The sequence below is a fragment of the Shewanella woodyi ATCC 51908 genome (assembly GCF_000019525.1).
Lineage (GTDB): Bacteria > Pseudomonadota > Gammaproteobacteria > Enterobacterales > Shewanellaceae > Shewanella > Shewanella woodyi.
This window is the reverse complement of the sequence record NC_010506.1, coordinates 1801691-1824754: the sequence shown is the minus strand read 5'-3', so window position 1 is coordinate 1824754 and position 23064 is coordinate 1801691. Positions and strand designations below refer to the sequence as shown.

The following is a 23064-nucleotide window of genomic DNA, read 5'->3' as shown; positions in this document are numbered from 1 at the left end:
CGCCATGACAGCTTACTTTATTCAAGCCTTTATCTACCTTTGCGCTGCGGTTATTGCCGTGCCTTTGGCTAAACGACTCGGGCTTGGCTCAGTGCTAGGCTATCTGATCGCAGGGGTCATAATTGGACCTGTTATCGGACTGGTTGGCAGTGAAACGAATACGCTGCAACACTTTGCAGAATTTGGTGTCGTGATGATGCTATTTCTCGTTGGTCTCGAACTTGAGCCTAGAATGCTCTGGGATATGCGTAATAAACTTATCGGACTCGGCGGTCTGCAGATAGGACTCACAACATTAGTGATCACCGCAGGTGGGCTCTATTTTGGACTCGTATGGAGTGTCGCACTCACCGTCGGCCTTATCTTTGCGCTCTCATCGACAGCCATTGTGTTACAGACCTTTAGTGAGAAAGATCTCTCAAAAACCGAAGGCGGTAAAAATGCTTTTTCGGTACTACTGTTTCAAGATATCGCTGTTATCCCTATGCTGGCGCTTATCCCACTACTGGCGCTGCCTGAGCTGATAGAAAAAGCGCAATCCATCGCGGGTCAAGCCGCTGAACATCATGAAGAACTCTCCTTAGTGGCAGGACTTCCCGGCTGGGCTTACGGGATCGTATTACTACTTTCTATCGCCATCGTTGTCGTCGGTGGTCACTACTTAAGTCGCCCTCTATTTCGCTATGTGGCTAATTCAGGGCTACGAGAGATCTTCACTGCCACGGCGCTTATGCTAGTTATTGGCATCGCTGCATTGATGAGCCTTGTGGGTCTATCACCTGCGCTAGGAACTTTTCTCGCTGGAGTGGTGTTAGCCAACAGCGAGTTCCGCCATGAACTTGAGTCCAATATTGAGCCCTTTAAAGGATTGTTATTAGGACTGTTCTTTATCACAGTAGGGGCTGGTATCGACTTTAATGTGTTGGCAAGCAATATCGGTCCAGTCCTTGGGTTAACTGCTGGCGTAATGCTCATTAAAGCCTTAGTTTTATTTGCATTAGCCTTTATCTTTAAAATTAAGAATAGCGACCGTTGGCTATTTGCCTTGAGCTTGGCCCAAGCAGGGGAATTTGGCTTCGTACTCCTTAGCTACACAGTACAGAACCACGTGATCCCAAGCGATCTTGCTCAGATGTTATCTCTGGTCGTCGCACTCTCTATGTTCCTCACCCCAGGCCTATTTATCTTCTTCGATAAGGTGATATTGCCAAAATATGAGCATTCAGAAAATGACAGAGAAGCCGATGAGATAACCGAAAAAGGCACTGTTATTATCGCTGGCATCGGCCGCTTCGGTCAGTTGGTAAACCGTTTTTTACGGGCCAATAAGATTGATACTGTGGTGCTAGATCATCAAATATCTCAAGTCGAAAACCTTAAAAAGATCAATGTTAAAAGCTTTTACGGCGATGCCACTAGGCCAGATCTTCTGCACACTGCGGGCATAGAAAACGCCGCTATGATCGTTATTGCCATCGACAATAATGAACGCGCAGTTGAGCTAACAAAGTATGTCAAGCATACCTACCCTAAGGTCAAAATATTTGCCCGAGCCTTCGACCGAGGTCATCACTTTGAACTCAAACATGCAGGCGCCGATTTTATTATCAGTGAGACCTATCACTCGGCCTTAGAGTTAGGCAAGGAAGCATTGATATCGATGGGCGTACACCCCTTTAAAGCTGAGCAGAAAAGGGCCACCCTTCGTGAACTCGAGCTTTGTTATAAGGATTCTCTCTACGAAATGTGGAAGGCAAATAGTGAAGACAGCAAGTACAGTACACACTTTAGAGATCTGTTTATCGAGCTGGAAACCGCCATCGCCAAAGCGATGAAGAGTGAACGCTTTGATGAACAAGCTAAGGTAGAGCGAGGCTGGACTCCACCACCAAAAGGCTATGAGAAACAGTTTAATGACTCAGATGAGGGAGTCTCATGACACTGACAAACTATGGCTTTATTGTGTTGGCAAAAGAGTATCAGCCAACACAGAATAGATCCGTCATTGAGAACGAATACTTTAAAACTCAAGTAGTTGGAGTCAGTACTGTAGAGCAGGCTATCACAGTGTGTCGAGAGCTTATTGAGGAAGGGGTGCAAGTCATTGAGTTATGTGGCGGTTTTGGTGAAGAGAGTGCCAATAAGGTTATCAATAGCTTAGACAGCCAAACACCTATCGGGTTTGTTGGGTTTTCAGTCTCTGAAACCCAAAAGCTGACTAAGCTATTAAGTTAAATTCAAACTTCCACTAAGGCTTATCTCTAGATAGCTACATCAGCCAAGCCTTGTACTTTATACTGCAAGGCTTTTAACGCTGAACTTAGCTCGTTAAAACGTGGACGTATAGGAAGTTGCACCTGCATACAAGCTTGGCTTAACTCAATGAGTTCATTAAATATAGCTTTATCAGCAGTGCGACTGACTTGCTGTGAAACTTGATTTAGCATGTCATCTAACAGACAGCCAAAGGCGCGCACCTCAATGCTCTCCATCGCCTCAGCTTGCAACCTTGGCAATAGATGTAAGTTAGAAGCCGCGCCAAAATCACCAAACAGGGTCTCATCACTTTTAGAAATACTTACCGGATCTGTATTTAGCGCATTTTTATTTAGCATATGTTTATTTAGCATAGTGTTGTGGGCATAAAGATCCCCGTGACTGACGCCATTTTGATGCAGATGTGTCATGGTTTCTGCCATCTGCTTACCCACATTGATAATGGTTGATAGGCCGAACTCAGTACCCGCAGGGAAAGTATCTCGAGTACAACTGATTAATGAGGGAGGCAGACCTAAATTACCAAAACTTGAAGGAATAAGATCCATCACTAATCCAAGTTGACCACCATCATCAATCTGAGCAACCACCTTAATCAGGTTTTGATGCTCACCCGCTTGTAAACAGTTAGCCAACTCATCGCTTGGGTAACCATCGCTGGTCACCTCACCTTTAAAAAGCTTCACCGCAATATCAAGAGACTCACCGTGCAGCCATCTAGGCTGAGCTAACCATCTGGCGCGATAGATAACGCCGGATGCACCCTCGCCGATCTGCTCACCCAACTCGATATCGCTCAAGTTTACATGGCCAACACTCTTGTTTTCAGTCAAACCTGTCTTGTAACCTTCGGCAAAAAGAGGGTTACCCGCAACAGCCAACCAAGAGAGTTTTGGCAGTTGAAATAACCAGTCAGGCAAAGAGGTGAATTGATTGGCCGACAAACGAGCCAACTCCAAGCTGTGACAATTGGCCATAGTATCTGGCAGCGCAGTCAGGCAGTTGCCTGCTAGAGCCAACTTCTGCAGACGATACAGCTCCCCGATGGAGTTTGGCAGGCGCTCTAACTTGTTGTCGGTCAAAATAAGCCAGCGGGTGTGCTTTGGCAGTGAGTCTTCGGCAACCGACACTATCTGGTTGGCTTTAAAACCTATCATCTCAAGCTTTGGACAGTTGGCAATGACCTTTGGAAGCTGGGTAAAACGGTTATTGGAGAGGAATAATATCTTTAGTTTTTTTAAACATCCAAAATCATCAGGCAAACTATCAAGTTGATTATTAGAGAGATCTAACACCTCTAAGCTGTCAGCAAGTTCAAAAATTTCCGTCGGAAACAGTGATAGGTTTTCAGCAAGTTGTAGGCGTGTCGCCCCCTTTAGCTGCCCAGATTTAAGTTGTTCAAGAGTCTGCAAAGTAATTAGCCCTGATAAATCGTTAATGATTTGAAAGCCCGAAGCAGGCTTTCGAGGTCGGGCATCTTAATACATATACTTTATGGCGTCACCACTTCGACAGTGCCACTGCGTTGAACGTTTCCCTTCAAGAGCCTTAAGGTGATCATGATGATTAAGATAGGAATGAGGATGAGATAGAAAGCTGTCTGCCCATCAAAAACGGCAAATACATACCCTGTTAGCATTGAGCCACAGGTGCCACCTAGAGCTGAAAAAAGTACAATTAACCCAGTCATAGCAGCATGCTTATCTTTAGGTAGAGCACTTAAAATTACTGAGTTTATTGCTGGATATATGGGCGCCATAAATAAACCAATACAGGGGAATAACCAAGCGGCAAGAGGAACACTGCTCCAATCATTATTACCAATCGGTTCGAGGTTATTTGTCATAGGCAAGGTCAACAAAACCAGGGCTGCCATTGCAATTAGGCATATATTCAATAACAGATACCAATGAATACGTTTCAAAATAACGCCTGCGCTTAGGCGGCCTAACGCCAAACACGCTGCAAATATGCTGGTAACCTGAATACTCATATCGGTAGGTAAGCGAATAATTTCATTATTAAAGGTTGGCAGCCAAGTCCCTATGCCTTGCTCTATGAGTACATAGAGAAATGCTGAAGTCACAAAAACATACACCATAGGCAGTTTAACCAGATTCAGCATTGCCAAAAACTCTGTGATCGCTGAGTCTTTTCTCTCAGCCTGACGACTTTGCTTAAATGGGGTCGATAAGAGTAGAAGTATATTGAAAGCACACAGTAGAGATAGCCAATAATACACCTGCAGCCACTGTGTTGATTTCGTACTGTCAGGATCGATAAACAGGCTAAATATCCAATATCCTGACAAAACTCCCACCATGAAAAAACCCTCAATAGTATTGAGAAAGGCGGCATGAGACTGCCTATCATGGGTGATTAAACCTACGGTTGCGTATACAGATACTTTTACCAAAGCGAAACTAACGCCTACGGATAGAAACAGTATTTTTGTCATTGCAAAGCTGGGAATTAACGGCATTACAATACAAGCCAAGGTCACGATAACCAGCCCAAGCACAATGGCATTCCTATAGCCAAAGCGAGGAAGGTAGGAGGCAACAAAGAAGGAGACTATTGCGATGGGAAGATCTTTAAAACCTTCAAGAACACTCGCTGAAGACTTGCTTACCTCATAGTTATTAATAACTTGTAATATCACAACGCCAACACTATTGAGCAAAATCGCAAAAACCAAATAGGTTAACAATAACGACAACTTAATACGCCAAGAACTCATAACACCCTCAAACTAATATTATTATAATTCAAACTGATAAGACCAATAGGAAGGTAATTCTATTAACCATTGCCCCTGTAATTATAGGCAATACAAACAAGTTAAAACCCAACATCTCACCATCAATTGATTAACATACTAGCGTAAAAAAATATTTTTGCAATCGTTTGCAAAAATGCAATAGATGAGTATGATTCAGTTATCGCAACATGGATTATGAGATAAATATTGAACACTCTCTCGAACGAAATCGTGCTAAATAAGAGCAAGCAATGGCTTTTATCTTCAGATGAACTTTCCCATTTGGGAGAGGGTGTCGTTGAAACCCTGCTTTCTTTAGGCAATGGCTTTATAGGAACTCGAGGAACTAGCGGTTATAAAAGCCCAATTACCAATGCTGAAATTGAAGGCACTTACATTAATGGAGCCTTTACAAAGGAGGTTATTGAATATGATGAAACGGCTTATGGGTTCGCTAAATTCAATAATAAAATGCTGCAAGTTGAAAACACCAAACAGATTGAAATATCTGATGGTGAGGAGATTTTTCAACCTATCAGCAGAGGTGAAAAAGTCTTAGATATTTACCATGCAACCCTTAAAGAGTCTCTGCTACTTTCCACCAAGCAAGGTAAAACCATTAAGCTCAATATCACCAGAACAGTCTGTCAACATCAGCAAGACTTAATGTTAAACCACTATCAAATAGAACCGGTTAACTTTACTGGAAAGCTCTCAGTCACCTCCTATATTACCGCGGATTATTTAGACTCAAACAGCAATGATGATCCCAGAGTGGGCAATTTATCCAATCAAGAGCAACTGACCTTGATGGGCTCGGCATCAACACTCGATTTTAGTTATCGGATCCACCAACTAGATTCACCAAAAAGCTTAGTGATAGCAGCAGATAGGCATGAGTTTTATCAAAGCCAGCTTATCGAGTCTAGCGCAGTAAACGAGGCAAGTTCACTAGGAACTCGATTTGATTTGATGCTGAACGATACAGGGGCCGAATTTACCAAATACAGTGTATTTCACTGCAATCAAAGACAATGCCACCAGCAAAAATGTTCTGTAATTGAAACCAGTGACCAGATCAAAGAGGCTCTGTCCAGATCAGCTTTACTAGGCTACTTGGAACACCAACAACAGCACCGAGCAATCATGGAGGAGTTTTGGGAAAACAGTGACATTCAGATCACTGGAGAGGCTGAGCATCAAATAGCAATACGATTAAACATGCTTCATTTGAATATGTCTGCAGGTCGAAATGGCAAGAGCAACATAGCAGCGAAAGGCCTAACAGGGCCAGGGTATAATGGTCACTACTTTTGGGACTCAGAGATCTATATCACCCCCTACTTTATCTACACTCAACCTCATATCGCTAAAGGTCTGCTCAGCTATCGATATTCTGGATTAACACAAGCAAAACAAAGAGCCCAAGAGTTAGGTCACTCTAAAGCCGCCCTCTTTCCATGGCGCACCATAGGCGGTGAGGAGTGCTCATCATACTTTCCAGCAGGAACAGCCCAGTACCATATCAACTCAGCCATCGCTTATGCTGTGAAACACTACTTCAGTGCTACCAAAGACTGGGAGTTTATCTGGCAAGAAGGCGCTGAACTTGCTATTGAAACGGCAAGGTTATGGCCTAGTCTTGGACACTTTAACCCTTTAAGAGACAACCAGTTCTGCATTGATACAGTGACAGGACCAGACGAGTACACAGCGCTGGTCAATAACAACTACTACACCAATGCCATGGCCAAAATACATCTAAGTTTTGTCTGTGACTTATTAGCTTTATTACAAGATAAAAATAGTGAGAAATATAGCAGCCTAATGAGTCGCCTAGCTGTAACTAAAGATGAGATAGCACTGTGGAAAAAGATCTCAGAAACTCTCTACCTTCCCCATCAGGCAGAGCTTAATTTAACTCCCCAAGATGACAGTTTTTTCAGTAAAAAAGCATGGGACTTTGCCAATACGCCAAAAGAAAAATATCCATTACTGCTTCACTTCCACCCATTGACCATCTATAGGCACCAGGTGTTAAAGCAAGCTGATGTGATATTGGCCAATTTTCTACAAGACGATCGTGTGGATATTAATCTCAAAAGAAATAACCTGAATTTTTATGAGCCACTTACCACCCATGATTCCACCCTATCAGCTTGTACTCATAGCTTGGCATATAGCGAAACAGGTAATCCTATTGCCGCTTTCGATTACTTCGAAGAGACACTATTAACAGATATAAAAAACCTACATCACAACACTGAGCAAGGGGTGCACACGGCTGCTATGGCTGGTTCATGGATGTGCATAACCCATGGTTTCAGTGGATTACGCTTGCGAGAGGATTATGTCAGCTTCACGCCTCTACTTCCCAAGCAATGGCAGGACTTGTGTTTTAAATTAGCCCTTAGAGGCTGCCAACTTAAGCTTCATATATCCAAGGAGAAAGTGATTTATCAGCTTATTTCTGGCTCAGAACTTACCTTAAAACATTACAGCCAAACATTCAGGCTCGATAACTTACATTCGACAAAAGAGATGCTCATTCCTGAAGTTGCACAGAGTGAATAAGTGGAGTTAAACATGGCATTACAAGCAGCAATATTCGACCTAGATGGTGTGCTCACCGATACCGCGGAGTTTCATTTTATCGCATGGCAATCGATTGCCCAGAGTTTAGGTGTCGACTTTAGCTTAGACGATAATGAAAAATTGAAAGGCGTAGACCGACATAACTCTTTGCAGCATATTCTAAACAAAGGCAATTTGACCATTGATGAGCAGGCATTTAACCAGTTACTTGATAGGAAAAACAAACATTATCTATCATTAATAGCCTCCATCACCCCACAACACCTATTTGAGGGAGTGTTAGCCTGCTTCACATCACTTAAAGCAAGGGGGATAAAAATAGGATTAGCATCAGCAAGCAAGAATGCGACTTTAGTGCTTAATAAACTCGGCATTGAATCCTTATTCGATTTTGTTGGCGATGCGGCCTCAGTCAAAAACAGCAAACCTGCACCAGATATCTTTTTATCTGTCGCCGCAGGTTTAGGTGTTGATGCCCATGATTGCATGGGCATAGAAGACGCAGCAGCTGGGGTTACAGCAATAAAATCAGCAAAAATGTATGCCGTGGGCATTGGAGACAAGAACACGCTCTGTCAAGCAGATCAAATATTTACCACTTTTAACCAGTTAAATTTACACCTTAGCGACTGCTTGACTGCCTTTGAATCATCTCAACATTCAAAAGTTGAGAGTCCACAGGTAGATGGTTAAGTTTATCCAACATAAGCTTGACCAATAACCTTCCCCCTGCCGCCGTGTTTTGTCTAATAGTCGATAGAGACGGCGAGCAGTATTCTGACATAGATATATCATCGAAGCCGATCACTGCAACTTGTTTAGGAATAGTGATATTTTGTTCAAACAAATACTTAGTCGCCCCCAATGCGATTGCATCACTGACCGCAAACACGCCATCGATTGGGACGTCATCATTTAAGCAATGATCGCGTAAACTCTGATAACCATCGACCGAGGTAAAGTCAGTTTTGATCTGTAGCTTATCTTCGACAACTAAGCCCGCTTCTGCAACCGCATCTTGATAGCCTAACCAACGCTGCTCAACTTCCGTATGATTAATGTCACCTAAAAAAGCAATTCGCTGACAACCTTGCTCAATCAGATGGGAGACGGCGAGGTAGCCACCTTTTCGATTGTCACTGCCTACGGTTGTATAGTTTTTCTCATGTATCTCGGTGCCCCATACGATAAATGGCAGATCCGTCGAAATTAATGCTTCGATGCGTTGATCATGTTCGCCTTGACCAATAATAATCAAACCATCCGCACGCTTAGACTCATAATAGTAACTATACCAATCATGGGTGGCAGTCTTGGTCGTGGTTAGCAACATGTCATAACCAAAATGGGTTAGCTCATCCGCTATTGTTCCCAAAATTTCCATCAGAAATGGATCTGAAATTGCCTGACCAGACTTTTGATCAAACATGACAACAACAGCAATGGTGTTGGTTTTTTGAGTCCGAAGATTACTCGCCGTCGCATTCACCTTAAAGTTATGTTTTAGCGCAATCTCCTGCACTAACTCACGGGTGTTTTTATTTATTAACGGATTATTTCTCAGGGCTCTAGATGCTGTTGATTTTGATACATTAGCCAGAAGAGCGATATCGGCTAAAGTCATTACTCTTTTTTTATTCATGCCCAGAATTATTACATAACTCACCACGTTTTAAAACGATAGTCAGCCTTACCTATCCACACCAAATGCAAACGATTGCAAAAAGTAATTGCAATCGTTTGCAAGCCTGTCTATATTGGTTGAAAAGAAACCAGATGATTAACAAGAACAACCCAGAATTAACAACTATAACTAAATAAGCCAATAGTAATGTGATGTATGTTGGCGCTAAAGGAGACCTTAGATGAAGTTCCAACTTAAGCTAACTTACCTTGCCATATTAGCTAGCCTTAGTAGCTATGCTCACACCAGTGTTGCTGCCGATAACAGCGAAACTGAGGCTCAGGGGAACATAGAACAAATTGTTGTAACTGGGTCATTCAGTGGTAAAGCCATTAGAAAAGATGAAGCCAGTTTTGCTATCAGCTCTTTCACCGATGAAGATATTCAAAAGATGTCCCCAAAAAGCACCGCTGACCTTTTTAAAGCGGTACCAGGTGTATGGGCAGAAAGCTCAGGTGGAGTATCTGGGGCTAATGTTTTTGTCCGAGGTTTCCCTGGTGGCGGTGATGCTCCTTTTCTTACGGTCCAACTCCAAGGTGCACCTATTTTTCCCCCTTCAACACTCTCGTTTCTTGAAAACTCAACCCTATTTCGCCTCGATGAAACCGTGGAGTTTATGGAAGCCCTTAGAGGGGGGCCTAACCCCGTTATCTCCAATGGCCAGCCCGGTCTCACCACTAACTTTCTGCTAAAGGAGGGAAGTGATGATACCGAAGGCTTAATCAAATACTCCACTTCAGACTACGGACTGCAGCGGATCGACGGTGTGTTAAGTGGAAGTCTTGCTGAAGATCTTTACTTCATGGTAGGCGGATATTTTAAAAGCTCACCAGGTGTTCGGGATGCTGGTTTCGATGCTGAAGAGGGTCAGCAATTTACTATCAATCTAACCAAAGAACTCGATAACGGTAAGATAAACCTCTATACCCGAATCACAGATGATCATGGTGTCTGGTACCTACCTGCACCGCTGAATGTCGACACTGTTGATAATGAATATGTTCAGATAGGAACCAATAACCGCCAAGCCACTGTTCAATACGGACCTAACAGTACAAGTGAAGCCTTTGACTTTGGCGATGGTAGAGGCTGGAACGGATCTGTCACAGGCGGAAGCATAGATCTAAGTTTTGATAACGGCTGGGATCTCGTCGACCGATTTATCTATACCAAAGGGGATGCCGATACCTATGGTTTAGTTCCTAATGGAGACCCAACACAACTATCTAACGTCGCTGACAGCGGCAGTACTGCGACTGGTGCAGTCACAGGCACGGAATATGCGGGCTCCACTATGGTGCAACAGATTGGCCGCTGGGTTGTTAAGAAGCAGATTGAGTCCTTTACCAATGACTTTATCTTAACCAAAACCTTTGAAGATGTTTCAGTCACAGCAGGCTATTACAACTCAACCTTCAAGGCGAAGGACTGGTGGGCACTGGGTAATCAAGCTTACCACGTGGTTGAATCTGGCGGTGAGATGCTAACAGGTATCGACTGTAATGATAATCAGGACAGTTGCGGCTGGAACTATGATATCAACAGCATAGGTGAAGGTACCACCCAAGCGCTTTATACCGCTATCTCCTACGAAATCTCTGACGATTTAACCATAGATGCAGGCCTTAGAGGGGAGAATCATCAGATAGAGTACACAGTTGATGAAGGCTTAGATGGTAAAATCACTAAAGCCGTCTCCTATGATGAATCCAGCACAGCTTGGACCGTGGGAGCAAACTGGATGTTTGCCGATCAGATGGGCGTATTTGCTCGCATCAACGATGGTAGTAAGATGCCCTATTTTGACGACTTCAGAGATAATTTTGGCGCTTATGAAAGTGGTGAAGATCTGATCAAAGAGGTCAGCCAATATGAGCTAGGTTATAAATTAGTAGATGACGACTTCGAGCTCTTCGCCACCCTATTTATGAATGAAGTGAAAGGCGATACCTTTGTTCGCCAACCCGGCGCCCCGGGTGAGATTCTCACCAATGAAGCCTACGGCATAGAGATCGACTTTAACTACTTCAATGATAACAGTTTCTCAGTCAATTTGAACTCGACCATTCAGGAAACTGAAATCACAGAAAGCCCGACCAACGAAGGTAACGAAGCCCAGAGACAACCAGGTTGGCAGGTTCGCGTCACTCCAAGTTATGACATAGAGTTAGACAACGGGATGTACGCAACCCTATACGGCACGATATCTGCCGTTGGTGAACGTTATGCAAACAATGAAAACACAGTAACTTTGGATGGTTATGAAAAAGTTGACCTAGGAGTACTTTTTAACTTCACTGACGAAGTTCAAGTGCAGTTAGCCGTTAGCAACTTAACCGATGAAGAGGGGTTAACAGAGGGTGATCCTAGAAGCTCTATCTCGTCAAACGGACGCTACATCCTGCCTAGATCCATTGATTTAAGTCTGAGTTATGCATTCTAATCTGCTATAAAATAAAAAAACGCAGCTTTACGCTGCGTTTTTTATAAAGAAAGCCTAAAGCCCTCTGTCCTGAATAATAAAATCCAGACCGCTGGTGATCGCTTCCACTTGAGCAAGAATACAGTTCTCGTCATTAGAATGTGGACTATCCGGATACACCTCAGTAGTCGTGTTGTAGCGGGCATCACTAAAACCAGTACAGAGACTCAGCGCCTTAGTTGCGTAGTTGATCACCCCTTTTTGTGAAAATGGCACACCAATTAATTTGCCATCCTCATCTGGCGGCGCAATATGGGTCACCTTCTCAACCGCTTTGATGATTGCTGTTTGAAACTCATCAACTGGGTTTTCACTGTCACCCACCAGATAGAAACCATCGGGAATGTTCCAGTTATCATGGACGACAGCATCTCTGGCCGCTAAGGCTGGTCTGAATTCTGAGTTATCGGTATCTGTAGTCTCATGGAGATCGATATGTGCCATCAAGCGCTGAGCTGAACTCTCATCCAAGCTCTTATCCAAGCTCTGGCCCAGTGATGCGACCATGGCCATCAAACCAGCAGACTCTTCAGCAGGCGAATCTGTATAGAATGAGCGATTAGGATCCACTGCATTGGGGTTCCAGCGGTTAATAGTCTCATAACCCCAAGGGCTGACACATGGCGCAACGACTAGATTAAACTTGTCACTGTAACCTAGCGCTTTAGTCTCTAAGAAACGCAGCGCACCATGAACCCCACTGGTCTCATAGCCATGTACACCGCCAGAAACCAGTACCGTAGGTTTATTGCTATCCCAATCACGGCTTTTAACCACAAACAGAGGATATTTCTCAACATCATAGGAGAGTGCACCATACTGCTCGACCTCAAAATGGGCCTTAAGTGGCAAAATATTACTCACTACATCATCTTGGTAAGAGCGTTTAACGCTCTGTAAGTTGCGCCACGCTAGTCGCTCTTCAGCCCCCCATTTTTGACCTATTTTACCGATGGAATAAACATCTGACTGACTCATATTCTGAACCCTTTGATTATCATTTTTGTTATTTGAATTGGTATTAGCCAGCAGGATAAACACCAACAGAGGTGAGTGCAACTAAAGTGACTCAAGCAGACTCTAATGAGTAGCTAAAAACTTAAAAGCTCCATTTAAGCTGCACAGAGCCTAAACTTGATGGGGTCTGGCCAAATAAACTACTGCTGCTGCCATCGAATCGCTGCAACACCAGCAAAAGACTCCAGTTGTTCGCCAATGAATGATTCGTGCTTGCACCAACAAAGTAGGAGCCATCGTCATAGTAACTACTGCTGAAAGTGACTCTATTTAATGCTGAGATATCAAAGCTCACATCCAGATAACTGGTCCATTGGCTAAAGCTTAAGGTTCTCGCCGTCAAAGGCAGGTTCAGATACAGCAGTGCACTATCTGACTCTGTAGGATTAGAGATATGCAACATTGAGCCACGCACCATCCAGTTTCTTGCGCTACTAAAGCTATAATCCATCTCAAGTGTGGAGACGCTGGTAGAACTTAATGCTTGCGGGGCTAACATGTTCATCGAAACAGGAGAGCCAACTTGTCCAACATCCATGGCCGTTTTTTCGATAGGCCAACGCTCATATTGAGGATCGAAATAACTAAACTCGCCCCTAAAACCAGCGCCAAACAGCTCACCAGCAAAGCCTGCACCTATCACATGATCAAAACCTGATTTACCAATCAGTCCTTGCAGATCCCAGCCCTGGTAGTTGGAGAGATAACGCATAGCGTAACTGCTCAGTTCACTCTCTGAATTGGGGTTATAGACAAAGTCCAAAGCACTGGCAAATCCAAGCTTGCGACTTACTAATAGAGCATCGACACCGCTACGCTCTTCATAATCGATGTCATAAATAGAGTAGGCATTAAAGATATCATTAGGGTTCCAAAGGGTACTCATGGCCCAGTTAACCCTAAAACGCCCTGCACGAACTTGCCAGTTTCCCCCGTCAAACTCGTTGGGTTTCCAATCAAGATAAGCTCGGTCAAACTGTGTATTTCCCACCAAACCACCGCTATCGAGCCAAGTGGATGTTAGATCCCAGTAACCAGAATCCTCGCCAATCGCATCCCCATAACCGGGTATATCGGCCCTGTCGCCATAGAATACTCGGTTACGCATCGACACGTTAACGCTCAACTTGCGATCAAATCGATACTCAAAATTAAACCTTTGGTGCAGAAGATGATCAAGGCTGTTAGAGACCGAGTCAGGAGAGGTTAGCGCCCCCATATACTTAATGTACCCGTCAAGATCCCACGACTTAGTGGGCTCAAGTCCAGGGATAGGTGCCGCTAACAAGCTAGGCTGCCAAGATATAAGCGCTAAGAGCAACCAAGGTAAAGCAGTCAACAGCCTACTGGCTCGCTTCACTGCTGTTTATCCTCAGTCAACTTACCATCTTCAAATACAATCACCCTTTTGGCTCGCTTTATCACCCTTTGATCATGGGTTGAGAAGATAAAGGTCGTGCCCTCCTTCTCGTTAAGACTCTGCATGATATCTAGCAGTTCAGACGTACTTTTTGCATCCAGATTTGCTGTCGGCTCATCAGCCATCACAAAGCGTGGACGCGGAGCAAGGGCTCTGGCAACAGCCACTCTTTGCTGTTGACCACCAGAGAGTTTAGAGGGCACCTTGTGCATCTGCTCACCCAGTCCCACCATAGTTAATAACTCACTAGCTCGCGCTCGACACTCCTTCTCGCTAAGTCCCTGCAGCTGCATCACAAACTCAACATTTTCCAGTGCTGTTAACACAGGCAGCAAGCTGTAGTCCTGAAAGATAAAGCCCACGTGATCCCGTCTAAAAGCGATCAGCGCCTTGTCATCCAGCTCGCAAATATTCTCACTGTCAATAAGCACACAGCCTGATGTGGGGGTGTCGATACCACCTATCATATTTAGCAAGGTAGTTTTCCCTGAGCCAGATGGCCCCATCACAGCAACGAACTCTCCCTGCTCGATAGTAAGATCAAGCGACTGAACCGCATGCACAGGAAAGTCACTCTCTGGGTTATAGGTTTTACTTAACTGACTTATTTCAATACTCATCAATTAGCTTCTCTGCTGATTATCCAAATTTAAAATAGGTGTCGCTAATGCTTATACGGCTAGTGCTTATGAGACTAGTGTTTATGAAGCTAGTGCTTATGAGACATAGCATCCACTGGCCGCAGCTTTAAAATTTGCCTAGCGGGGTACAAAGAGGCAAGCATACTGGCCACCACCACAGTTAAAAATACCCCTAAATATTCACCTATTTTCAACACAGGATAAAGCGTGGTATCGACGCCAAAAGCCCCTAATCCCTCAGACATACTGCCAAGGGGGATGCCTGTCTGACTTAACAGGGCTATAACAGCAAAACTGCCAAGTAATCCAAGACCTGCTCCTGTCACTCCGAGTAAGCAAGATTCGAGTAAGATAAGAAGAAATACCTTACTCTTAACCATGCCTACCGCCATCAAAACACCGAACTCACGGGTACGCTCAAACACTGACATCAGCATGACATTGATGATGCCAAAGCCCATGGCAGTCACGAAGATAAGTAAGATAACGCCATTACTCACTCCCATTTGTGAAATGATGGTCGCGAGCATAGGCTGAATTTGTTGCCAATCTCGGATCTGATTTTGTGTTGAGCTCACCTTGCGCAGCGCCTGTGCCACCAACTTTGCACCTTGGTTATCAAAGCTATCACCACCTTGGCTATCGTCGAGTAAGACTGCGATTTCATGCACCCCTTCGACGCCAGCAAGTTGACTTAACTCCTGTTGCCTTACATAAAGGTTCGCATCGTCAAAGCTACTTGATGGAGAGCGATAGATCCCTCTGACCCGAAACGCTGCGCCAGTCACATCCTTGTTTACATCACTGAAGGTCAGCACCACTTTAGAGCCTAAAGATAATCGCAGGCGCTCCGCGGTCTTTTGAGAGACCACAACTGGATAGCGTCCAGTTTCTGGTAACCAAGTCCCCTGCTCAATATGGGCTGCGATAGGAGTGACTGCAGCCTCATCAGTAACATTGACGCCATTTATCCGTATGCCCCGATTCGCTCTAGCTGAGGCCACCATACCATCGGCCACTACTCGCGCTGAATAAGCACTCACTTGCGGCAAACGCTCAAGTTCTGAGTAGAGTGCTGCGGGATTAACAATCACCTCATTGATATCAGGGTCCTCAAGGTAGCGTCTGTTTTGCACCTGAACATCACTGGTTTGCCAAGCAATGGCATTGTCTATCATGCTGACGTACATACCTGACAGGAACCCCATCATGGTGACTACACCCATCAAACCAAATACCATAGAAGCAAGCATGATCCCTGTGCGGATTTTATTGCGCCACAAATTACGCCAAGCCAGCTTAACTATCTGAGCTGTCATCGCCTTTTTTCTGACAACTTGGCTGTTATTACCCATAGCTATCTCCTTTTAATGCTGACACCAGATCGATACGGTAAGCACGCCACAGAGGATAGAGCAGGCAGATAAACATCAGACCCAACACGATTTTGACTTGATCTAATATCAAACTAAAAGACAACATCATAGGGATAATGGGCTCCCAGCCCATCTCCAGCATCAACTGCGCGGTCTCACCAGTCAGTTGAATGGGATGGTAATGAAAATAGGTAACCACAGGCAGGGTGATAATTAAGCCTATCAAGACACCAATCAAAGCGATAAATCCAGACTCAATGGCGATTAACCCCAATAACTTGCGTCGTAACAGCCCAGTGGCGAGCATGACGCCAAACTCTCGTTGCCGCTCTAACGTCATCATTAGAATCGTAGCAAACAGACCAAAACCCACCACGCCATAGAGCAGATACATCATAAAAACACCGCCAGCTTTATCCATGGCAATTTGCTGCGCCATCTCAGGGGAGAGTTGTTGCCAATCCCGTACATTCACCTTGCTACCAAAGACCTTAACAAGCTCAGATTTAATCTCAGCCACCGCGTCAAGCGAGTCGGTGTGAAGCACCCAAGAGGTAACCTGTTCTCCGGTTGAATAGAGAGTTTGAGCAAGCTTAATCGGCATATAAACCAATTGATTATCCATGGCGGCCAGTGGAAAGTGGATAATGCCTTTTACCTTATATAAACCTGCAGCAGTCTGACCACGATACCCTTGGCCATAGAGCACTAACTCATCACCGACCTTAATTGATAAAAACTGTGCCAGTCCTTCACCCACCAGTACCTGCTTATCATCGGCGTCGATAAACTCACCAGCAATCAATTTATCGGCAATACCTGAGTAACTGTCTTCACGTTCAGGCTCTACACCAAATACCATCACCCCCTTAGCACGCTCACTGGCAGATGCCAGCGCAAAGGATTCAATTCTTGGCAGATAGTGTGTGATATGGGGGCTGAGCGGAGGAGCGGTAACAGGGGCAATAAAATCAGTTGCCGCTGACAGCAGGTCTTCAATGCTTTGGCTCTCACTAAACTCAGGATTTTGCAGCTGCAGCAAACCCGTTGAAAAGCGGGCACTATTATCAATGTTATTCTCATAACTTCCCTCCTGCATACTGCGCATAAATAGTGACAGGAACAAAGCCAGAGAGAGAGCTAAAGCGGTTAACAAAGTGCGCCTTTTCTGTCGCCAGAGATTACGCCACGCCAACTTGAATAACATAGATTTTCCTTACGCATTTAACTTAGTCACTTCACTTGTTTCTAGGCTCTAGACTCAGTACGCTAGGACGTTCGCAAGCTCACGGCTAGAATGCTTCGCTGCTAGATTCTATAACGTCAAAAGACAGAGCCAGAGCAACGCAGTAAACTCCATTCTTTGTTTTTCCTAGAACCTAGGAGACCGTAAGCCGATCCTAGAAGCGCAGCGCCCTCGAAGTCACCAAGTGACACCCTGCTTTTAATCCCTTAAGGCCCTCATCTGCTGTTGAGAGAAAAAATCATCGCCTAGCTCAAAATCGAACTGGGCTTCATGGGTGATCATCTCGGTTTTATTGCCAGGTTTTTCCGCTGGCACCATGGTCATACGGGTAGCAATTAAACGGCCACCAAGCTGCTTAACATCGAAGGTTTCCATGGTATTTATCAGCGCATCGGCCTCATCATAAAACTCGACTCTTCTTTGCAGGTAACTCTTCGTTGAGATCCACAACCGAACCTTACTCCACACCACGGGCGCATCCTCTTTAGAGAAGGCATCAATCACATAGCTATTGTCACCATCAACCATCTCCTCTTTAACTAAGGTATGGGTATAGTCAACCACGATAGATGACTGATTAATAAGGTCGTCATTAGTAAAGTCAGAGCCCATCCAAGATTGACTGAGCATAGAGGGAGCGATTTTGATGACACGCTCAATGGAGGGGATCCAGTTCCACATCTCTTTCTTACGTTTAAGTGAAGCGCTGCCTTTATCTTTTGCAGGCGCAGTCACCAGTACAAGCGACAAGTCTTGTCCTTTTGTCCAGCTCTTCATACTCATGGAGCGGGTCCAGTCAGGGCGAATAATGTTCATGGTTGCCACGGTATAACTAGACTCACCGCGCATCTGTTTATCAGACAGAGCCACGATCTCTTTGGCTGACCTTGTCTCTAGCTCTGACCCTGCATCTGTCTTTGTCACAGCCGCCACAGAGAGAACAGGCAAAAAAATCGCAAAACTCAGAGTCAGTTTAACGTAGTTCAATAAGCTCATTCTCATCCGTCGCTCCGTCCTGAATTATGAGTAAATAACAATCACTCACCACTATAAACGATTGAGAAAAAAGCGAAACCGTGATTAACAGAGTTTACTCAACAAAAGCTAAAATTCACAAACTAGCCCATTGTTGTTTGAGTCCAAATAGATGCATCAAACCAAGCGCTAGACAGATTATGGAGCTCCAGATCCAAAACTCAGCACTTCTGCCCATAGGGTTATTTATCAATAAAAACCCTGCAACACCTCTTAAAAGATAGATAGAGGTGATAACAACCAATACCGTTTTTATAAAAGGTAAACGTCCGATAACCCCTGCAGCAGAAAAAGCGTAGAGCGACCATATAGCCAACACAGAGGTAATGCCTAAGGTTATCAATGTAGGTCTAAGACTCCCCTGCTCCGCCAGTTGCGCCATCTGCTCCCCAGCCCCAAAAAAGCGATACCAAGGGCCACCAAAGTAGATACAACCAAGATGCAAAAGCCCAGCAATACCACTCAAAGTTCCAGCCAGTAGTAAAAAGATATTCATATATAACCTAATGATTGTTTAGCAAAAGAAAAGTCTATTTAACTCAAGTTCAAATGTAACAAATATGGCATTAAAAACGCCACTCCTAGATAACAAACATCTTTATCACGCCGCCAACTCCGATTTGTGAACTCTTTGGGTAATAAGCGTGACATTTACGTGAATATTTTATGGCATTTTTACGTTTCCGGTGCTGTATCAATAAAGACTACAAACCTAAGCGGCGCCTCAACAGATTGTTTTAGGGAGAGAAAAATGTTTCCAAACTCCAAATTAACCCGATCGATTCGATTGGCTATCTCCGTGAGTCTCGTTACCTCACTTGCAATACCGGTTTTTGCAGAGGAAAACGATGAAAATGGCGATAACATCGAGAAAATTGCAGTTACGGGTTCTCGAATTGCAAAAGCTGAACTCACCCAACCCGCTCCAATTGTTACACTGGACTCAGAAGAGCTAGCCAAATTTGGTAACTCAGATCTAGGCAGCATACTCGCTGAGTTACCCGCCATTGGCGCAACCAACACGATTATTGGCAATAACAACAGCAATGAAAGCGCGGGAATAAGCTCGGCAGATCTACGACGATTAGGCGCAAACAGAACCTTAGTACTCGTAAACGGTAAGCGCCATGTTGCTGGTGAGCCTGGCTCATCGCAGGTAGATCTATCGACCATTCCTGCGAGCCTCATCTCACGGGTTGAAATAGTGACAGGCGGGGCATCGGCAATTTATGGTTCTGACGCTGTATCAGGTGTTATTAACATCATTCTAAAAGACAACTATGAGGGTTTTGAGTTTAATGCTCGTACCGCAGGTTCAACTGAGAGTGTTGGTACACAGGAACACTCATTTGATATTCTTGGCGGAGCCAGCATCGCTGATGGACGCGGTAATATCACCTTCTTTGCAGGTTACGATCGCACTAAAGAGGTGTTATCGACAGATATACGCCAATTTGATGGCTGGGGAACCATCATTAACCCTGATAGTGAAACAGAAACCGACGGGATCCCAGATCGATTAAGGGTGCCTAAGGTCTATTCCGAACTAATCAGCAGTACAGGAATAATTAATGCTTTTGGTGGGCCTGGTGGGCGCTGGGTATTTGATAACGCAGGAAACCCATTGAGACAGGTAGAGCGCGTTGGCACCAATAGCTTTGCTTTTGGCTCATTTCCCGACGGTTGTGACACCTGTTTTGACGGTGAGTCCTATGAAAACTACATTCCCGGCGTAGAAAGAGTCACAGTATCCTCTTCGCTCAATTTTGATCTAAACGATAACATCGAACTGTATAGTGAATTTAAGTTTGTAAGATCAGATATTAAGCAGCAGTTCCAGCCCTCATTTCGCTTCGGCAATGTCAGTGTTAACGTAAATGACAATGCTTTTTTAGATGAAGGCTTAAGAACAACGTTACAAGACGCAGGTCAAGAAACAGCCGTATTTGCTAAGTTTTTTGATGAACTTGGCAACCGCTCAGCCTCGAACACTCGAGAACTATTCCGCTATGTTGGTGGCTTTAAAGGTGGTTTTGACTTAAGTGAAACCACTCTAGATTACGATCTATATTATATCTACGGTGAAACCAGTAACGAACGTAAAACCCTTAATGATCTCATCCCTGATAACTTTGTCGCGGCATTAGATTCTGTCATAGATCCTGCAACAGGTTTAGCAGCTTGCCGAAGCCAAGTACCAAGTGCTCAAGGAGATGATTATACCGATCCAGCTTCGGTCAATGGCAGTGATTGTGTTGCCTATAACCCTTTCGGCTTAGGCCAGTCTTCAGAGGAAGCACGAGACTGGATCTCAGCAGATGTCACCCGTGAAGATAAGATCACTCAACAGGTCATCGGCGGCACAATCTCAGGAGACTCTGAGGAGTTCCTTGAACTACAAGGTGGACCTCTTGCCATGGTTGTCGGCTTCGAATACCGTGAAGAGAGCTCAGCTTCAATTACCGATGAATTCACCAAAGCAGGCTTTTTAACAAACGCAGCAACCCCTGACTCTTTTGGTGAATATGATGTCACAGAGTACTTTGTTGAGGTGAATGTCCCGCTAATAAAAGATCTTGCCTTTGCTCACGAGTTAACTGTAGACGGTGCTTACCGCACAGCTGATTACTCCCATGCAGGTAAAGCTGAGGCTTGGAAAGTAGGCATGTTCTATGCCCCTATTGAACAAGTTAGTGTACGCGGTACCTATGGTTCAGCCGTTCGCGCCCCCAACATATCAGAGGCATTTAGTCCTCGCTCTCCAGGATTTGGTCGTGTAGCAGATCCCTGTGATGCAGACAATATCAACGATGATCCAGATCGCGTAGCAAACTGTGCTGCACTAGGTATTCCATCAGGATTTCAGGCCAATGATAACGTCAGTGTTGATATCATCTCAGGTGGTAATTCAGAATTAAAAGCTGAAACTTCAACTTCATTTACTGGCGGTCTCGTTTGGACACCGACCTTTGTCGATGAGCTATCATTTACGCTTGATTACTATGATATTGAAATTGAAGATGCAATTATTGAGGTAACGGCACAGAGTATTGCCGATAACTGTGTCGATGCCACAGGTGGTCCCGATGATGATTTCTGTTCAGCTGTCGACCGTGACCCAATAACTCACGATGTGAGCCTAGTTCGCTCTGGATTCTTAAATGCTGCTGCCCTCAATACTCGTGGTTTAGAATTTCAAGCCGCTTACAATTTTGATCTGGCAACATTTAACCTTCCTGGAGAGTTAAAGTTTAACTTATTGGGTAACCAGTTACTCGAACTAGAGCGCCTCGAGTTCCAAAACCGTCCAGATGAGATCAATGATGAGAAAGGGGAAGTGGGAGATCCTGAGCTGCAATTTCGTCTAGCTATCGATTACCAGCTTGAAGACTTAAACCTTAGTTGGGCTACACGTTACATCGACAGAGTCGTAACCTATGATGTCTCCGTAAACGGAGGTTCTCCTGAAGATTTAGAGCCAGGTTATATCAGCTCGATGACAACTCATGATCTAACAGCAACGTACCATATCACCGATAACGTGATGATTAATGGCGGAGTGCGTAACCTGTTTGATACCTTACCACCAGGATACACCAATGATGCCCTTTATGACCTTGTTGGCCGTAAAGCCTTTATCGGCATTAAGGTATCCATGTAATACCAATCAGTCTTATGTAAAATAGATGCAGCCTCATAGAGAGGCTGCATTTTTTCTAATATGATTTAATAAGGTTAACCTCTTAAGTCAACAATTGGCTTCTTAATTAATCATCTATTTTGAATGCGCTTCAGCGTAGAGATGGGCACTGAATATTCGCCAGCCTGGCTCCGTTTTATGGACTATGTATAAACACCTAAATTCACTCGACCTATCCGTGAAATAAACTCGCCAACCAACATCTACCATGGCAACCCCTTTACCGAGTTGGCGCTGCTCTGAGAGCACAAACTCAGAATATTGATGGCCTAACTCACCAAGACGATTGCAGTTGCTAGCAAACTTTTCAAGTAAAGCCGAATGCTCATTAAACACTAGAGCACCATCGGCATCGGATATCGCACAAGGAATGGTATATTTACTGGATATAGCCACGGCATCTTTGTCATCAAAGGCTTGGCAATATGATTGAAATAGGGATGTTAACTCTTCCATAAGCACCATTATCAAATAAGTTAGCCTTAGAAACTAACATTTAAGAATCATTGACTTCAAGAGTGCTTAAGATCAGGTGAATCTAGATGGAAATTAGAGGTAACCTCAGCTTAACGATAATTTTAACTTGCTGCGCTAACCCCGTTCACCACCTGATGCTAACTATATCTGCCCCTCCCCCCTTTGCTAAACAGACGTGAGCAATATCAATCAGTATAAGAAGTTGAGCTACTCAGAGTGTTTTAGCGGTGCTGATTAATATAGTTAACGCGCTTGTTAACTTAAAGTGTCGACTTGTATACCTGAGTGTTATTTGACCTTAATGATGTTTTATTCCAGCTGGTAAAAATGAAACATCTATCACACATAAATAA

17 protein-coding genes are annotated in these 23064 nt (G+C 44.3%); 6 read left to right on the top strand and 11 right to left on the bottom strand.

Going from position 1 to position 23064, the window contains the following annotated elements; translation table 11 throughout:
* The first annotated feature begins 4 nt into the window (after nucleotides 1-4).
* Nucleotides 5-1939: a monovalent cation:proton antiporter-2 (CPA2) family protein gene (locus SWOO_RS07345; RefSeq protein WP_012324079.1), complete on the top strand. Its 1935-nt coding sequence runs from the start codon at nucleotides 5-7 to the stop codon at nucleotides 1937-1939.
* On the top strand, nucleotides 1936-2235 hold the full coding sequence (locus SWOO_RS07340; protein ID WP_012324078.1) for a DUF6506 family protein: 300 nt from the start codon (nucleotides 1936-1938) through the stop codon (nucleotides 2233-2235). The genes SWOO_RS07345 and SWOO_RS07340 overlap by 4 nt, the downstream gene beginning before the upstream one ends.
* Before the next feature lie 26 nt (nucleotides 2236-2261).
* On the opposite strand, the gene SWOO_RS07335 is transcribed toward SWOO_RS07340, so the two are convergent.
* Both SWOO_RS07335 and SWOO_RS07330 read right to left on the bottom strand, forming a co-directional pair.
* Nucleotides 2262-3689 (bottom strand): leucine-rich repeat-containing protein kinase family protein, encoded by a 1428-nt coding sequence (locus tag SWOO_RS07335; RefSeq protein WP_012324077.1) that lies wholly within the window; start codon nucleotides 3687-3689, stop codon nucleotides 2262-2264.
* A gap of 80 nt (nucleotides 3690-3769) precedes the next feature.
* Nucleotides 3770-5017, bottom strand: a complete 1248-nt coding sequence (locus SWOO_RS07330; protein WP_012324076.1) for an MFS transporter — start codon at nucleotides 5015-5017, stop codon at nucleotides 3770-3772.
* 228 nt (nucleotides 5018-5245) lie between these two features.
* Here SWOO_RS07330 and SWOO_RS07325 point away from each other — a divergent pair, with 228 nt between their 5' ends.
* Nucleotides 5246-7612, top strand: coding sequence for a glycoside hydrolase family 65 protein (locus SWOO_RS07325; RefSeq protein ID WP_012324075.1), 2367 nt, complete (start codon nucleotides 5246-5248; stop codon nucleotides 7610-7612).
* Nucleotides 7613-7624: 12 nt separating this feature from the next.
* Entirely contained in the window at nucleotides 7625-8326 is a 702-nt protein-coding gene (gene pgmB, locus SWOO_RS07320) for a beta-phosphoglucomutase (RefSeq protein WP_012324074.1), read from the top strand.
* Here the strand turns inward: pgmB and SWOO_RS07315 are convergent.
* Complete coding sequence (locus SWOO_RS07315; protein WP_012324073.1) at nucleotides 8256-9275, bottom strand: LacI family DNA-binding transcriptional regulator; 1020 nt, start codon at nucleotides 9273-9275, stop codon at nucleotides 8256-8258. The two genes, pgmB and SWOO_RS07315, sit on opposite strands and share 71 nt — an antisense overlap.
* Before the next feature lie 223 nt (nucleotides 9276-9498).
* On the opposite strand from SWOO_RS07315, the gene SWOO_RS07310 reads away from it, so the two are divergent.
* A complete protein-coding gene (locus SWOO_RS07310; RefSeq protein WP_012324072.1) occupies nucleotides 9499-11760 on the top strand; it encodes a TonB-dependent receptor in 2262 nt (753 codons plus the stop codon).
* A 54-nt stretch (nucleotides 11761-11814) separates the two neighbouring features.
* On the opposite strand, the gene SWOO_RS07305 is transcribed toward SWOO_RS07310, so the two are convergent.
* From SWOO_RS07305 to SWOO_RS07275, 7 genes are all read right to left on the bottom strand, one after another.
* Entirely contained in the window at nucleotides 11815-12777 is a 963-nt protein-coding gene (locus tag SWOO_RS07305; protein WP_012324071.1) for a M14 family metallopeptidase, read from the bottom strand.
* Nucleotides 12778-12898: 121 nt separating this feature from the next.
* Nucleotides 12899-14176: a hypothetical protein gene (locus SWOO_RS07300; protein WP_012324070.1), complete on the bottom strand. Its 1278-nt coding sequence runs from the start codon at nucleotides 14174-14176 to the stop codon at nucleotides 12899-12901.
* Nucleotides 14173-14856 (bottom strand): ABC transporter ATP-binding protein, encoded by a 684-nt coding sequence (locus tag SWOO_RS07295; protein WP_012324069.1) that lies wholly within the window; start codon nucleotides 14854-14856, stop codon nucleotides 14173-14175. Before SWOO_RS07295 ends, SWOO_RS07300 begins: the two co-directional genes overlap by 4 nt.
* A gap of 89 nt (nucleotides 14857-14945) precedes the next feature.
* Nucleotides 14946-16232: an ABC transporter permease gene (locus SWOO_RS07290; RefSeq protein ID WP_012324068.1), complete on the bottom strand. Its 1287-nt coding sequence runs from the start codon at nucleotides 16230-16232 to the stop codon at nucleotides 14946-14948.
* On the bottom strand, nucleotides 16225-17460 hold the full coding sequence (locus SWOO_RS07285) for an ABC transporter permease (protein ID WP_012324067.1): 1236 nt from the start codon (nucleotides 17458-17460) through the stop codon (nucleotides 16225-16227). Before SWOO_RS07285 ends, SWOO_RS07290 begins: the two co-directional genes overlap by 8 nt.
* A 237-nt stretch (nucleotides 17461-17697) precedes the next feature.
* Entirely contained in the window at nucleotides 17698-18501 is an 804-nt protein-coding gene (locus SWOO_RS07280; RefSeq protein ID WP_012324066.1) for an outer membrane lipoprotein-sorting protein, read from the bottom strand.
* Nucleotides 18502-18610: 109 nt separating this feature from the next.
* On the bottom strand, nucleotides 18611-19030 hold the full coding sequence (locus tag SWOO_RS07275) for a hypothetical protein (RefSeq protein ID WP_012324065.1): 420 nt from the start codon (nucleotides 19028-19030) through the stop codon (nucleotides 18611-18613).
* 255 nt (nucleotides 19031-19285) lie between these two features.
* On the opposite strand from SWOO_RS07275, the gene SWOO_RS07270 reads away from it, so the two are divergent.
* The gene (locus SWOO_RS07270) at nucleotides 19286-22195 is read left to right on the top strand and encodes a TonB-dependent receptor domain-containing protein (RefSeq protein WP_012324064.1); all 2910 of its coding nucleotides are present in this window, start codon (nucleotides 19286-19288) and stop codon (nucleotides 22193-22195) included.
* Nucleotides 22196-22309: 114 nt separating this feature from the next.
* Here the strand turns inward: SWOO_RS07270 and SWOO_RS07265 are convergent, their stop codons facing one another.
* Nucleotides 22310-22690 carry a Cif family virulence factor gene (locus SWOO_RS07265; RefSeq protein ID WP_064791949.1) on the bottom strand — a complete coding sequence of 127 codons (381 nt, stop codon included), beginning with the start codon at nucleotides 22688-22690 and terminating at the stop codon, nucleotides 22310-22312.
* Nucleotides 22691-23064: the final 374 nt, after the last annotated feature.